Genomic DNA, 14,126 nt, shown 5'->3' on the forward strand with positions numbered 1-14,126 from the left:
GACAACACCATGAAAAACCTGATTGATGGCTTCCTGAAATTCCAGAACGAAGCGTTTCCGCAACGCACCGAACTGTTCAAACACCTGGCGACCACGCAACACCCAGGCACCCTGTTCATCACCTGTTCCGACAGCCGTGTCGTGCCGGAACTGTTGACCCAGCAAGAACCCGGCGAGCTGTTTGTAATCCGCAACGCCGGCAATATCGTGCCGTCCTACAGCCCGCATCCGGGCGGGGTTTCGGCGACAGTGGAATACGCGGTGGCGGTGCTCGGAGTGACCGACATTGTGATCTGCGGGCACTCGGACTGCGGCGCAATGACCGCGATTGCCCAGTGCAAATGCATGGATCATCTGCCCGCCGTCAGCGGCTGGCTGCAGCATGCCGAGTCGGCGAAAGTGGTGAATGAAGCGCGGCCGCATGCCAATGACGCGGCGAAATTGAGCTCGATGGTGCGCGAGAATGTGATTGCGCAATTGGCGAACATTCAGACCCACCCAAGTGTGCGTCTGGCCCAGGAGAAAGGCCTGCTGAATCTGCATGGCTGGGTGTATGACATCGAAACCGGCTCGATCGATGCGCTGTCCTCGGACCGCCGCACGTTTGTGCCGCTGGCTGAGCAACCGGCGACTTGCGCGGTTCATGCGCAAACCACGCACGCCGCCTGAAGGATCAGTTGAGCCAACACCGACCCTGTGGCGAGGGAACTTGCTCCCTCGCCACAGGGTCGGTGTGGATCAACCATCTTCAGCGTTTTACGGTGAGATCGATCTGGCTCATGCGGCTACGAACAGTGAACACACCATCCCCCGAAAGAATCGCACTGCGCGCAAACAACCTCCCGCTCTCCCAGTTCGAAAGACCCAACTCCGGCTTGTTCAACGCATACTGCCCATCGACCCAACGGGTGATGCCATTACCCACGAACGGCGCATTCACCGCGTTGTAGAAACGCTCTTGTACGGCGGCATCCTCACTGATCAGCGACACAGTGAACTGCGGGCTGTAGCGATTGAACAGCGCAACCGCCTGATCCAGATCGTCGACGATCATCAGGCTGACTTCCGGGGTTTCTTCCCATTCCCACTCGCGGCCCAATTCGGGCTCTGCCAAGGGTTCTGCCAGTGCTTCGGTCTGATAACCCTCGGCGCGATAGACCTCGACCGACGCGTTCTGCCACTCGCTCGGCAGACAATTTTCACTGCCTTCGACGATGTGCAATTTGCAGCCCTGACCACGCGCACTACCAGCCTGCTGCAGTGCGTCGAGAAACAACGGCACCAGCTCAGTCGCGCGATCACGCTGGATCAGGCACACGTTTAGGGTGTTACACACCTTGCGATCCAGCGAGTTGCGCACCACGGCGGCGAAACGTGTGGCATCGGCAGCACGATCGGCGATCAACCATGCGCCACCCGTGCCGTGCAGGCTGACGGCGGTGCCGGCCTGCTGGGCAATGCTGCCCAACTGACTGACCGCGCGACCCGAACCACGCGCCACCGCCAGCGACAAACGCCGATCAGCGAACATCGCCCAACCGGCGGCATGATTGACACTTTCCACCAGCGACACCGCACCGGCCGGCAGCCCGGCGTCAGCCAGTGCCGGGTTCAAGGCGTGCGTGACGATGGCTTGCGCGGTGCCTAGCGCATCGCTGCCAATGCGCAGCACGGCGGTGTTGCCGGTGCGCAAGACACCGGCCGCGTCGGCGAACACGTTCGGGCGACCTTCGAAGACAAACGCAACGATGCCCAATGGCGAGACGACTTGCTCGACCTTCCAGCCGTCGTGCTCGACGCTGCTGATGACTTTGCCGCGCGTGGCGGCGGCATCACGCCAGGCGCGCAGGCCGGCGATCATGTCGCGGCGCATGCGCTCATCGGCGAACAGTCGCGTGGTGGAACGGCCGCGCGCCTTGGCCCGCTCGATGTCGGCGAGGTTGGCGGATTCGATCTGCGCCCAGCACTCGGGGGTTTCCAGTCGTTGCGCGAACAGATCAAAAAACTGACTGATCGCCACGTCGGATACCGCCGACAGTGCAGTGAATGCCGCCGCCGCACGTTCGATCGCCACAGACGCTGCTTGTTGATCGGCCACGGGGATCAGCAGCAACTCGCCACTGACCTGCTCCACCAACAGGTGGTCACCGGGCTGAAAGCGCGCGGCCAGTTCGGGGCTGACCACGGTGACGCGGTTACCAGCGAAAGGGATCGGCGTGCCAGCGACTAGACGTTCGAGCGCAAGAGACATGAAGCGGATTCACCATGCAGGGAGCGGCCGGAAAATGTATAGGAACACAATCCTCCAAAGCAACCGCTAACCCTGTGGGAGCGAGCCTGCTCGCGAAAGCGGTGGGTCTGATACATCAATGTTGGCTGACCTGACGCCTTCGCGAGCAGGCTCGCTCCCACAGGGTTTTGTGGTGGTTGTGTGGTCGGATCAGAACACCGACCAACCAATCCGCGAACTGAGCATCTCCAGCGCCGCCATCCCCGCCAGCGAATTCCCCGCTGCATTCAACTCCGGCGACCACACGCACACCGTGAATTGCCCCGGCACCACCGCGACAATCCCGCCACCGACGCCGCTCTTGCCGGGCAAGCCGACGCGATAGGCGAAGTTGCCCGCCTCGTCATACAGCCCGCTGGTGGCCATGATCGAATTGACCTGCTGGGTCTGGCGCCGGGTGAGGATCTGTTCGCCGCTGTGTTTGCAGAAACCGTCGTTGGCCAGAAAGCAAAAGGCCCGCGCCAGATCGATGCAACTCATGCGCAAAGCGCAGTGGCTGAAATAGCTGCGTAGCACCGCCTCAACGTCGTTGTGGAAGTTGCCAAACGATTGCATCAGGTAGGCCATCGCCGCGTTGCGCGCACGGTGCTGGTATTCGGAGTCGGCGACTTTGCCGTCGATCATGATCTGCGGATTGCCCGACAGGCGTCGGACAAAGTCGCGCATCGACAGGGTTGGTGCGGCAAAGCGCGATTGGTTGATGTCGCAGATCACCAGTGCACCGGCATTGATGAACGGGTTGCGCGGGCGACCGCGTTCAAACTCCAGTTGCACCAGCGAATTGAACGGCTGGCCGGACGGCTCATGGCCGAGGCGTTCCCAGATCGCTTCGCCAGAGTGCTCAATCGCCTGCACCAGACTGAACACCTTGGAAATACTCTGCACCGAGAACAGCGTCTCGGCGTCACCGGCGCAGTGCATTTCGCCGTCGTTGCCGTACACGGCGATGCCCAATTGATTGGCCGGCACGGTGCCGAGGGCAGGAATGTAGTCAGCCACCTTGCCCTGCCCGATCAAAGGGCGGACAGCGTCAAGGATCTCGTTCAACAGCGCTTGCATGCCGGGTTCCGAAGTCTCGCCCCGTGGGATTGCGGGGACACTGGGGCTAGACGCTGCGCCCGCCCGTCGAATCACACCGGCCGGCATCGCGCAGAATGTTCTAGGCTCAAGCGCACATTCAAAAACGGGAGAGCAACCATGCATCTCGAAGGCTCCTGCCATTGCGGCGAGGTCTCGTTCAGCCTTACCAGCGCCCACCCCTACCCTTATCAACGTTGCTATTGCTCGATCTGCCGCAAGACCCAGGGCGGTGGCGGCTATGCGATCAACCTCGGCGGCGACGCGACCAGCCTCAAGGTTCGCGGGCGCAAACACATCAGCATTTACCACGCGAAGATGAAAGACGCAGGCGACAAACGCGCCCATCGCAGCAGCGCCGAGCGGCATTTCTGTTCACTGTGTGGCAGCGGCTTGTGGCTGTTCAGCCCGGAGTGGCCGGAGTTGATTCACCCGTTTGCCTCGGCCATCGACACGCCGTTGCCAGTGCCGCCGGAACACACGCATTTGATGCTCGGCTCGAAAGCGCCGTGGGTCGAAGTCGACGCCAAAGCCAAAGACCAACAGTTCGACGTCTACCCCGAAGAGTCCATCGCCCAATGGCATCAACGCCTTGGATTGACCCGATAGATCCACGGCAAACACAAATCCCTGTGGGAGCGAGCCTGCTCGCGAAGGCGGCGTTTCAGTCAGTATTTGCGTCGACTGACACAGCGCCTTCGCGAGCAAGCTCGCTCCCACATTGCCAACTCCATAGGGCATTAAATCTTTGAACTGTTCAGTTCCCTTTTCCCGCACTCGTTCGGTTAACCCCTCAGAAGCACTTCAACTACCGATCGATTCGATGCAAAGGGATCTCCATGTCGCACGTCCGTTTCGCCCTGTGCCCGCTGGCACTGGCACTGCTGAGCATTTCTGCCAACGCCGCTGAAAAAACCGACCAGACCTTGCAACTGGGCGCCACCAACATTTCCGCGCAGGGCCTCGGCGCGACCACCGAAGGCAGCCATGCCTACACCACCGGCGCCATGTCTTCAGCCACCGGCCTGCCGCTATCGATCCGCGAAACTCCGCAGTCGGTAACGGTCATCACTCGCCAGCAAATGGACGATCACGGCGTGCAAAGTGTCGGCGATGCGTTGCGCAATACGCCCGGCATTTCCACGCAGAAGTACGACAGCGACCGCACCGAGTTTTCCGCCCGTGGCCTGGCGATCACCAACTTTCAGTACGACGGCATCAACATTCCCTACGACGGCGTTTACGGCGAGAACCCGAACAACGGTGACGACGCCGCGAGCCTCGACCGCATTGAAATCATCAAGGGTGCGACCGGCCTGATGACCGGTTCTGGCGACCCGTCGGCCACCGTCAACCTGATCCGCAAAAAGCCGACCAAGGCATTCAAAGCCTCGATCAGTGGCACCGTTGGTTCGTGGGATGCCTATCGCACGGTCGGCGATATTTCCGGTTCGCTGACTGATTCAGGCAACGTGCGCGGGCGTTTTGTCGGCGCGTATTCCGATCAGAATTCCTATCTCGATCACTACAGCCAGCGCAAAGACCTGTTCTACGGCATCCTCGAAGCCGACCTCAGCGACGACACCCTGCTGACCTTCGGCATCGACAAATCCAGCACGACGCCACGCGGCTCGTCCTGGACCGGCAACCCGGTGTATTTCGCCGATGGCGGGCGCACAGATTTCGGGCGGCACTTCAACTCCGCTGCGGACTGGAGTCGCCGCGATTTCGACAACATCACCTACTTCGCCTCCCTGGAACAGGCGCTGGCCAATGACTGGAAATTCAAGGTCAGCCTCGACCAGAAAACCACCGATCACGACACGCGCCTGGCCTCGGCCAGCGGTGGCAACCCGAATCGCGCCACCGGCGAAGGCATGTTCATGTACTGGGGGCGCTGGGAAGGTCACCGCGTGCAGAACACCGCGGACGTCAACGTCTCCGGCCCTTTCACTTTGGGCGGTCGCGAGCATGAACTGATCGCCGGGGTGATGACCTCGCACTCGCGCCAGACCGGCGCGACCTACGACACCCGTGCGTTTTCCGAAGTACCGGGGAGCATTTATGACTGGGACGGCAACCTGCCAAAACAGGACTTCCCGAAGAACGGCAAGTACGAGCGCACCCAAAGCCAGAACGGCATTTACCTGGCCACGCGCCTGCGTCCGACCGACGACTTGTCGGTGATCCTCGGCAGCCGCTTGAGCACCTTCAAATACAATGAAGATTACCGCTACAACCCCGGCGCCGGTCTCGACGACACCCACACCAGTTACAAGGAACATGGGGTGGTCACGCCTTACGCCGGGGTGATCTATGACCTCGACGACACCTACTCGCTGTATGCCAGTTACACCAGCATTTACCAGCCGCAGACCAACAAGGACGCCAACGGCTCGACCCTCGCCCCGGTCGAGGGCGACAGCTATGAAGCCGGTCTGAAAGCGGCGTATTTCGACGGTCGTTTGAATGCCAGCCTGGCGTTCTTTCGCATCGAGCAGGATGGCGTCGCCGAATCGATCGGCACCAACGCGGTGACCAACGAAGGCATCTACAAAGCCACCGATGGCGCCACCACCAAAGGCGTGGAACTGGAACTGGCCGGCGAACTGGCCGAAGGCTGGAACCTCTCCACGGGCTATACCTACGCACGCACCCGCGATGCCGATGAGCAGCGCATGTACGGTTATCCGTTGTCGACCACCAAGCCCGAGCACACCGTGCGCACCTTCACCACTTACCGCTTGCCCGGCGTGCTGGACAAGGTCACCGTCGGCGGCGGCGTGAGCTGGCAGAGCGCGTTCTACGGCAAGATCTACAGCGCCCCGGCCGGCGATTACACGCGCATCAAACAGGGCGGCTACACCCTGGTCGACCTGATGAGCCGTTATCAGTACAACGAGCACCTGAGCTTCACGGTCAATGCCAACAACGTGTTCGACAAGCGCTACCTCACCGGACTGGGCAACTTCGACACCACGTTCTATGGTGAGCCGCGCAATGTGATGCTGACCACCCAGTGGGATTTCTGATTCTGGGCTGAAATAAATAGCGCCATGGACGCCGCCTTCGCGAGCAGGCTCGCTCCCACACTGGATTTGTGAACGCCGCAGATCACTGTGGGAGCGAGCCTGCTCGCGAAGGGGCCGGCACAGGCCAGCGCATTCAATCCAGATGCGCCCAGGTCATCCGGAACGACGCCCCACCCCACACCGAATCACCCACTTCAACCTGCCCGCCATGGGACTGCGACACCCGGCGCACCAACGCCAAACCCAGACCAAACCCACCCGTACGCCGATCCCGGCTCGCATCCAGCCGCGAGAACGGTTCAAAGATTTTCTCGCGCCCGTCCGCCGGCACACCCGGCCCGTCGTCGTTGACGCGCACTTCGTAGTAATCACCGTGACGCACCAGCGTCACTTCGACCCGCTGCTCGGCGTAGCGAATCGCGTTGCGCAACAGATTGATTACCGCGCGCGCCATGAAGCGCGGTTCGATGCGCACCGTGTCGAGCTGGCAATCGCCCATGAGCAACTGCACCCCCGCCGCTTCCGCCTCCAGCGCCACACTGCCCACCACGCTGTCCAGCCAATTGGCGGCTTGAATGTTCTCGCGTTTGATCACCGTCGCGCCGCGTTCAAGGCTGGCGTAGGTCAGCAGTTCGGAAACCATCTCCTCCAGCTCGCCGAGGTCGGCGTACATGTCGGCAATCAGTTCGCGGTTCTGACTCGCATCCGGCTGCTGCTTGAGCTGATCAAGCTCAAATGAAAGCCGCGCAATCGGCGTGCGCAGCTCATGGGACACCGCGTTGGTCAATTTACGCTGATTGGCGATCAGCCCCTCGATGCGCGCCGCCATCAGGTTGAAGTGCTCCGCCAGATCACGAATGTTCGAACGCTTGGAGAGCTGAATGCGCGCCGCCAGATCGTTATCGCCAAAACGTTCGGCGGCCATGCGCAGTTTCTCCAGGTCACGCCAGTGCGGGCGCACCCAGAAGAACAGGACGATGCCGATCAGCACCGCCAACATCACGTAGGCCCCCGCGATGTAAAACGGCATCAGACTCGGCTCCGGCGGCAGCTTGATGCTGAGCAACTGCGAACCGCCGTCAATGTTGCTGATGAACTGTGTGTAGTCGTCGCGGATGACCAGCAGATTCTGCGCCAGTTGGGCCTTTTCCTCAGGGTTGAGGGCCAATTGATCGGCCTCGACCAGACTCAGCGACAGGCCGTAATGCGGACGCAAATTCTCTAGTTGCCGCTCACGATCCGCGCCCTGGCGCCCTTGCAGGTGATCGACCAGCGACCACGCCTGACCGCGCACGGCCTCACGGTTGTAAGCCTGCATCTGATTGTCGAGCAATGCGTTAAAGGTGTGTTCGACGGTTTGCAGCGCCAATACCAGCCCCACCGTCATGACCAGAAACAGCCCGAGAAATAACCGCAGCATCTACAGCTCCCACGCGAACGGATTGAACAGATAGCCCTTGCCCCACACGGTCTTGATGCACACCGGTTCACGGGGGTTGTCCTTGAGTTTGTTGCGCAATTTGCTGATGTACACGTCAACGCTGCGGTTGAGCCCGTCGAAGGCAATCCCGCGCATGCGGTTGAGGATGTCATCGCGCGAAAGAATCTTGCCTGCGGCGCTGGCCAGCAACCACAACAGCTCGAATTCCATGGTGGTCATTTCGATGATTTCCCCGGCCAGGCGCACTTCGCGACAGCTGCGATCAATGCTCAAGTGGCCGAACTCCATGAAACTGACCACGCTGCTGTCCGGCACTTGCCGTCGTTGCAGCGCGCGCAAGCGGGCCAGCAACACCGGCGGTTTGATCGGTTTGATCACGTAATCATCGGCGCCGGACTCCAGCCCGAGGATATGGTCGAGGTCATCTTCCTTGGCCGTCAGGATGACGATCGGCGTGTCCGACACGCTACGGATCTCACGGCACACATGCAGACCGCTCTGCCCCGGCAGCATCAGGTCGAGCACGACGACTTTCGGCTTGAATTCCAGAAACGCCGCCACGGCCAGATCGCCACGCAGCACCGTGCGCACCTCGTAGCCGTGTTGCTCGAGGAAGTGCGCGATCAACGCGGCGAGACGCTCATCGTCCTCCACCAGCAGGACTTTGCCAAAACCCAGGTTATCCATAACGCCCATCTGCCAGCCATGTGTGAAGTGGTCGACATTATGGCGGCAATCACCGGTTCGGCGTTTGCTTCAGGCAGCAAAAACCGGCCACTGCGGCCGGTTTTCGGTGATGTTTCATACTCTTAAGAGTTTTTAACAATCTTACGCAGGCACGCCGCTGTGAAAGCGGAATTCGTCGTCCGGCGACTCGATCAGCTCTTGCTCGGCGGCGCGAACCCTCTCGATGACCTGAGCAATATCCTTGGCGTCGCCGTATTGATAGGCCAGTTTCAAGTAACCCTGAAAATGCCGCGCCTCGCTCTTCAGCAGGCCAAAATAGAACTTGCCGAGTTCTTCGTCCAGGTGCGGCACCAGGGCTTCGAACCGCTCGCAACTGCGCGCTTCGATAAACGCGCCGACCACCAGCGTATCGACCAGTTTCACCGGTTCATGGCTGCGCACCACTTTGCGCAGGCTCGACGCGTAGCGCCCGGCATGCAGCTGGCGCAGTTCGATCTTGCGCCGTTTCATGATGCGCATGACCTGCTCGTGGTGCACCAGTTCTTCCCGGGCCAGACGCGACATCATGTTGATCAGGTCGACGTGGGAATGGTACTTGGCTATCAGGCTCAGCGCGGTGCTGGCGGCCTTGAACTCGCAGTTCTTGTGGTCGATCAGCAGGGTTTCCTGATCGGCCAGTGCAGCCTGAACCCAGGCGTCGGGGGTGTGGCAGCCAAGGAATTCGTGGATTTCGGGAAGGATCATGGGGCTCACGGTAAAAGGTGTTCGAGCGAAGGGCGCCGATTATACCGGCCTGCCCGCAGACCACCAGCCACCACCGTTGATATGCATCAAGTCGCAGCCTGATGGACAGCAACTATAGTTGTGCAACGCCGTGCCTTTTCTTTGCTGGAGACTCCGCTCATGCAAGCCATTCGCAGCATTCTGGTGGTCATCGAACCCGAACATTCGGAAAGCCTGGCGCTCAAGCGCGCCAAGTTGATCGCCGGCGTGACCCAGGCCCATCTGCACCTGTTGGTGTGCGACAAGAAGCACGACCACGCCGGCATGCTTGGCGTGCTCAAAGCCGCGTTGCTGGCCGACGGTTACAGCGTGACCACCGAACAGGCGTGGAACGAAAGCCTGCACGAAACCATCATCGATGTGCAGCAGGCCGAAGGTTGCGGGCTGGTGATCAAACAGCATTTCCCTGACAGCTCGCTGAAAAAAGCCCTGCTGACCCCGGCGGACTGGAAACTCCTGCGCCACTGCCCGACCCCGGTACTGCTGGTGAAAACCGCCGGTTCGTGGAAAGACAAGGTGGTTCTGGCGGCGGTGGATGTCGGCAATGCCGATGGCGAGCACCGGCATCTGCACACGACGATCATTGATCACGGCTATGACATTGCCAGCCTGGCCAAGGCGCATCTGCATGTGATCGCGGCGCATCCATCGCCGATGCTCTCGGCAGCCGATCCGACGCTGCAACTGAGCGAAACCATCGAGGCGCGCTATCGCGAGCAATGCCGGGCGTTTCAGGCGGAATTCGATGTCGATGACGCCCATCTGCACATCGAGGAAGGCCCGGCGGACGTGTTGATCCCGTTCATGGCGCACAAGCTGCAGGCAGCGGTGACAGTGATTGGCACGGTGGCGCGCACCGGGTTGTCAGGGGCGTTGATTGGCAATACCGCGGAAGTGGTGCTGGATGCGCTGGAAAGCGATGTGCTGGTGCTCAAACCGCAGGAGGTTGAGGATCATTTGCTGGAGCTGGCGGTGAAACACTGAGACTTGTGCTGTATTTGATGGCCCCTTCGCGAGCAAGCTCGCTCCCACATTTGGAATGCATTCTCCTGTGGGAGCGAGCTTGCTCGCGAAGCTTTCAGGCGCCGAAGGCGTCTTTCAAAAAGCCCGGGGCGATGTAGCGTTGATAGTGCGCTTCCGACAGCAGGAAAAATTCCCGATCAATGGCATCGCGCAATTCCGGCAGGTTCCAGTCGCGAAACTCCGGCAGCAGCACCATGCCGTAAGCCTCGAGATTAATGATCACCCGCGCGCCGCGCGCAATCAGCTGATACGCCCAGCAATATTCCGATTGATGCGGTACGAAGCGGATCTTGCGCTGTTCGAGCTGCTCGCGCAGGCGCGCCGAATCGAAAATCTCGACCTTGGCCGCCATCACTTGTGACAGCAATTGCTCCAGCCGCAACCACACCGCGCGCTTTTCCTCCTCGTTGTAACCGTTCCAGTGGATCACTTCGTGGTGGAAACGCTTGCAGCCACGGCACACCAGATCACCGTAAACAGTGGAGCAGAGGCCGACGCAGGGAGTCTTGATGGTCTGATTGGGCATAAGATAGGCAAAACACTGAAACGCGGAACAGGTCGGCATGTTAGCCCTTTGTCGGGCATTGATCACCCCTCAAACATCAGGGGCAACGTCTGGCGCAGCGTTCCACCCGCGCACAGACAACGCCACCAAAGTCCAATAGAGCCCGACTTACCTTTAAATTTTTTTTGCCGTAGAATCAGCCAGCCTTTTAAGGCGCCAATGTCCGTTAGAAGCTGTTTTCAAAGCGTCACGAGCACAGTCGTTCCTTCAGAGCGGTGTTGGCGAGGGGTTTTTCCAGCGGGGAAAAATCCAGCGCCAACCCTCATCAGCTCCCCGTTCTGCAGGCGTAAAACTTTGAAAGCAGCTTCTGTAAGGAATGCCCGGTAATTCTGGCTAAGTGGCCCACAACGCCACGCAGCGCATGAGTACGTGCATTTCGCGACGAGCGTCCCGGACAGCCATTTGGGACCACTGATGAGGGTAATAACTGTGCTTGAAGCCTACCGCAAACATATCGAAGAGCGTGCAGCACTGGGTATCGTTCCCCAGCCGCTTAACGCCGAACAAACCGCAGGCCTGGTCGAGCTGCTGAAGAACCCTCCGGCTGGCGAAGAAGCTTTCCTCGTTGACCTGATCACCAATCGCATTCCACCAGGCGTGGACGAAGCGGCCTATGTAAAAGCCGGCTTCCTGTCTGCACTGGCCAAGGGCGAAGTCTCCTCCCCTCTGCTCGACAAAAAGCGCGCTGTAGAACTGCTCGGCACCATGCAGGGCGGCTACAACATCGTCACTCTGGTTGACCTGCTGGACGACGCCGAGCTGGCGCCAGTCGCTGCCGCGCAACTCAAGCACACCCTGCTGATGTTCGATGCGTTCCACGACGTCGCCGAAAAAGCCAAGAACGGTAACGTTCACGCTAAAGCCGTGCTGCAATCCTGGGCTGACGGCGAGTGGTTCAAAAACCGTCCGACCCTGGCCGACAAGATCAGCCTGCGCGTATTCAAGGTTACCGGCGAAACCAACACCGACGACCTGTCCCCTGCTCCAGATGCCTGGTCGCGTCCAGATATCCCGCTGCACGCCCTGGCCATGCTGAAAATGGCCCGTGACGGCATCGTTCCTGATCAGCAGGGCGCCATCGGCCCGATGAAGCAGATCGAAGAAATGCGCGGTCAAGGCTTCCCGATCGCCTACGTCGGTGACGTGGTCGGTACCGGTTCGTCGCGTAAATCCGCTACCAACTCGGTGCTGTGGTTCTTCGGTGACGACGTTCCTTACGTGCCGAACAAGCGTGCTGGCGGTTTCTGCTTCGGCAGCAAAATCGCTCCGATCTTCTACAACACCATGGAAGATGCCGGCGCACTGCCAATCGAGTTCGACGTTTCCAACATGAACATGGGCGACGTGATCGACCTGTACCCGCATGCTGGCAAAGTCTGCAAACACGGCACCGACGAAGTCCTGACCACCTTCGAAATGAAGACCCCGGTGCTGTTGGACGAAGTCCGCGCCGGCGGCCGTATCCCGCTGATCATCGGCCGTGGCCTGACCGAGAAGGCTCGCGCCGAGCTGGGTCTGCCAGCGTTCGACCTGTTCAAAAAGCCTGATGCACCGATCGAAAGCACCAAGGGTTATACCCTGGCGCAGAAAATGGTCGGCAAGGCTTGCGGTCTGGCAGAAGGCAAAGGCATCCGTCCTGGCACCTACTGCGAACCGAAGATGACCACCGTAGGTTCTCAGGACACCACCGGTCCAATGACCCGTGACGAACTGAAAGACCTGGCGTGTCTGGGCTTCTCCGCTGACCTGGTAATGCAGTCGTTCTGCCACACCGCGGCCTATCCAAAGCCGATCGACGTGACCACCCACCACACCCTGCCTGACTTCATCATGACCCGCGGCGGCGTTTCCCTGCGTCCGGGCGACGGCATCATCCACTCGTGGCTGAACCGCATGCTGCTGCCAGACACCGTCGGTACCGGTGGTGACTCGCACACCCGTTTCCCGATGGGCATCTCGTTCCCGGCCGGTTCCGGTCTGGTCGCGTTCGCCGCAGCCACCGGCGTTATGCCGCTGGACATGCCGGAATCGATCCTGGTGCGCTTCAAAGGCAAAATGAAACCTGGCATCACCCTGCGTGACCTGGTTCATGCGATTCCGTACTTCGCCATCCAGAACGGTCTGCTGACCGTCGAGAAGAAAGGCAAGAAAAACGCCTTCTCCGGCCGCATTCTGGAAATCGAAGGTCTGGAAGGTCTGACCCTGGAGCAGGCGTTCGAACTGTCCGACGCCTCGGCCGAACGTTCGGCTGCCGGTTGCACCATCAAGCTGTCGAAAGAGTCGATCACCGAGTACCTGAACTCCAACATCACCCTGCTGCGCTGGATGATCGGCGAAGGCTACGGCGATGCGCGTACCCTGGAACGCCGTGCGCAAGCGATGGAAGCCTGGGTGGCCAACCCGGAACTGATGGAAGCCGATGCCGACGCCGAATACGCCGAAGTCATCGAAATCGATCTGGCCGACATCAGCGAGCCGGTACTGTGCGCGCCGAACGATCCGGACGACGCCCGTCTGCTGTCCAGCGTTGCTGGCGAGAAGATCGACGAAGTGTTCATCGGTTCGTGCATGACCAACATCGGTCACTTCCGCGCTGCCGGTAAGTTGCTGGATCAGGTCAAGGGTCAGCTGCCAACCCGTCTGTGGCTGTCGCCGCCGACCAAAATGGACGCTCACCAACTGACCGAAGAAGGCTACTACGGCATCTACGGCAAGGCTGGCGCGCGCATGGAAATGCCAGGCTGCTCCCTGTGCATGGGTAACCAGGCACGTGTAGAGCCGAACGCGACTGTTGTGTCGACGTCGACCCGTAACTTCCCGAACCGTCTGGGCGACGGCGCGAACGTCTACCTGGCTTCGGCTGAGCTGGCGTCCGTGGCTTCGATCCTGGGTCGCCTGCCGACCGTCGAGGAGTACATGGAATACGCTGGCAAGATCGACAGCATGGCGGCCGATATCTACCGCTACCTGTCCTTCGACCAGATTGCCGAGTTCCGTGAAGCTGCTGCGAACGCCAACATCCCGGTCGTTCAAGCCTAACGCTGCAACGCAATGAAAAACGCCGCCCATCGTCAGATGAGCGGCGTTTTTTTATGCCTTACACCTGGACCCTGTGGGAGCGAGCCTGCTCGCGAAGGCAATTCATCAGCCAATAGTCACATCGACTGACACACCGCTTTCGCGAGCAGGCTCGCTCCCACCTTTAATTCCTGCCAGACAAGAGAATTG

At 60.2% G+C, this 14,126-nt stretch carries 11 protein-coding genes; 5 read left to right on the plus strand and 6 right to left on the minus strand.

The features are described 5' to 3' along the window. Positions 1-9: 9 nt before the first annotated feature. Positions 10-669, plus strand: coding sequence for a carbonic anhydrase (locus A8O26_RS08540; RefSeq protein WP_064117609.1), 660 nt, complete (start codon positions 10-12; stop codon positions 667-669). Positions 670-748: 79 nt separating this feature from the next. Here the strand turns inward: A8O26_RS08540 and A8O26_RS08545 are convergent, their stop codons facing one another. Both A8O26_RS08545 and glsB read right to left on the minus strand, forming a co-directional pair. Then, the gene (locus A8O26_RS08545) at positions 749-2,251 is read right to left on the minus strand and encodes an aldehyde dehydrogenase family protein (protein ID WP_064117610.1); all 1,503 of its coding nucleotides are present in this window, start codon (positions 2,249-2,251) and stop codon (positions 749-751) included. Positions 2,252-2,440: 189 nt separating this feature from the next. Further along, positions 2,441-3,349, minus strand: coding sequence for a glutaminase B (gene glsB, locus A8O26_RS08550; RefSeq protein ID WP_064117611.1), 909 nt, complete (start codon positions 3,347-3,349; stop codon positions 2,441-2,443). 138 nt (positions 3,350-3,487) lie between these two features. Between glsB and A8O26_RS08555 the strand changes: the two genes are divergently transcribed. Both A8O26_RS08555 and A8O26_RS08560 read left to right on the plus strand, forming a co-directional pair. Further along, positions 3,488-3,976, plus strand: a complete 489-nt coding sequence (locus A8O26_RS08555; protein WP_064117612.1) for a GFA family protein — start codon at positions 3,488-3,490, stop codon at positions 3,974-3,976. A gap of 230 nt (positions 3,977-4,206) precedes the next feature. Then, entirely contained in the window at positions 4,207-6,399 is a 2,193-nt protein-coding gene (locus A8O26_RS08560; RefSeq protein WP_064117613.1) for a TonB-dependent siderophore receptor, read from the plus strand. 133 nt (positions 6,400-6,532) lie between these two features. On the opposite strand, the gene A8O26_RS08565 is transcribed toward A8O26_RS08560, so the two are convergent. From A8O26_RS08565 to A8O26_RS08575, 3 genes are all read right to left on the minus strand, one after another. Continuing rightward, positions 6,533-7,819, minus strand: a complete 1,287-nt coding sequence (locus A8O26_RS08565) for an ATP-binding protein (protein WP_064117614.1) — start codon at positions 7,817-7,819, stop codon at positions 6,533-6,535. After that, positions 7,820-8,527, minus strand: a complete 708-nt coding sequence (locus A8O26_RS08570) for a response regulator (RefSeq protein ID WP_064117615.1) — start codon at positions 8,525-8,527, stop codon at positions 7,820-7,822. Positions 8,528-8,668: 141 nt separating this feature from the next. Further along, complete coding sequence (locus A8O26_RS08575) at positions 8,669-9,271, minus strand: tRNA-(ms[2]io[6]A)-hydroxylase (RefSeq protein ID WP_064117616.1); 603 nt, start codon at positions 9,269-9,271, stop codon at positions 8,669-8,671. A gap of 159 nt (positions 9,272-9,430) precedes the next feature. Between A8O26_RS08575 and A8O26_RS08580 the strand changes: the two genes are divergently transcribed. After that, positions 9,431-10,294, plus strand: coding sequence for a universal stress protein (locus A8O26_RS08580; protein ID WP_064117617.1), 864 nt, complete (start codon positions 9,431-9,433; stop codon positions 10,292-10,294). Positions 10,295-10,388: 94 nt separating this feature from the next. On the opposite strand, the gene A8O26_RS08585 is transcribed toward A8O26_RS08580, so the two are convergent. Next, complete coding sequence (locus A8O26_RS08585; protein WP_064117650.1) at positions 10,389-10,859, minus strand: DUF1289 domain-containing protein; 471 nt, start codon at positions 10,857-10,859, stop codon at positions 10,389-10,391. A gap of 468 nt (positions 10,860-11,327) precedes the next feature. On the opposite strand from A8O26_RS08585, the gene acnB reads away from it, so the two are divergent. Further along, positions 11,328-13,937 (plus strand): bifunctional aconitate hydratase 2/2-methylisocitrate dehydratase, encoded by a 2,610-nt coding sequence (gene acnB, locus A8O26_RS08590; protein ID WP_064117618.1) that lies wholly within the window; start codon positions 11,328-11,330, stop codon positions 13,935-13,937. Positions 13,938-14,126: the final 189 nt, after the last annotated feature.

Origin of the sequence: Pseudomonas fluorescens (genome assembly GCF_001648775.1) — a bacterium.
GTDB lineage: Bacteria > Pseudomonadota > Gammaproteobacteria > Pseudomonadales > Pseudomonadaceae > Aquipseudomonas > Aquipseudomonas fluorescens_M.

Coding starts and splice junctions, on each gene's coding strand:
- A8O26_RS08540 (WP_064117609.1), top strand. CDS start 10: ATGAAAAACCTGATTGATGGCTTCCTGAAATTCCAGAACGAAGCGTTT.
- A8O26_RS08545 (WP_064117610.1), bottom strand. CDS start 2,251: ATGTCTCTTGCGCTCGAACGTCTAGTCGCTGGCACGCCGATCCCTTTC.
- glsB (WP_064117611.1), bottom strand. CDS start 3,349: ATGCAAGCGCTGTTGAACGAGATCCTTGACGCTGTCCGCCCTTTGATC.
- A8O26_RS08555 (WP_064117612.1), top strand. CDS start 3,488: ATGCATCTCGAAGGCTCCTGCCATTGCGGCGAGGTCTCGTTCAGCCTT.
- A8O26_RS08560 (WP_064117613.1), top strand. CDS start 4,207: ATGTCGCACGTCCGTTTCGCCCTGTGCCCGCTGGCACTGGCACTGCTG.
- A8O26_RS08565 (WP_064117614.1), bottom strand. CDS start 7,819: ATGCTGCGGTTATTTCTCGGGCTGTTTCTGGTCATGACGGTGGGGCTG.
- A8O26_RS08570 (WP_064117615.1), bottom strand. CDS start 8,527: ATGGATAACCTGGGTTTTGGCAAAGTCCTGCTGGTGGAGGACGATGAG.
- A8O26_RS08575 (WP_064117616.1), bottom strand. CDS start 9,271: ATGATCCTTCCCGAAATCCACGAATTCCTTGGCTGCCACACCCCCGAC.
- A8O26_RS08580 (WP_064117617.1), top strand. CDS start 9,431: ATGCAAGCCATTCGCAGCATTCTGGTGGTCATCGAACCCGAACATTCG.
- A8O26_RS08585 (WP_064117650.1), bottom strand. CDS start 10,859: ATGCCCAATCAGACCATCAAGACTCCCTGCGTCGGCCTCTGCTCCACT.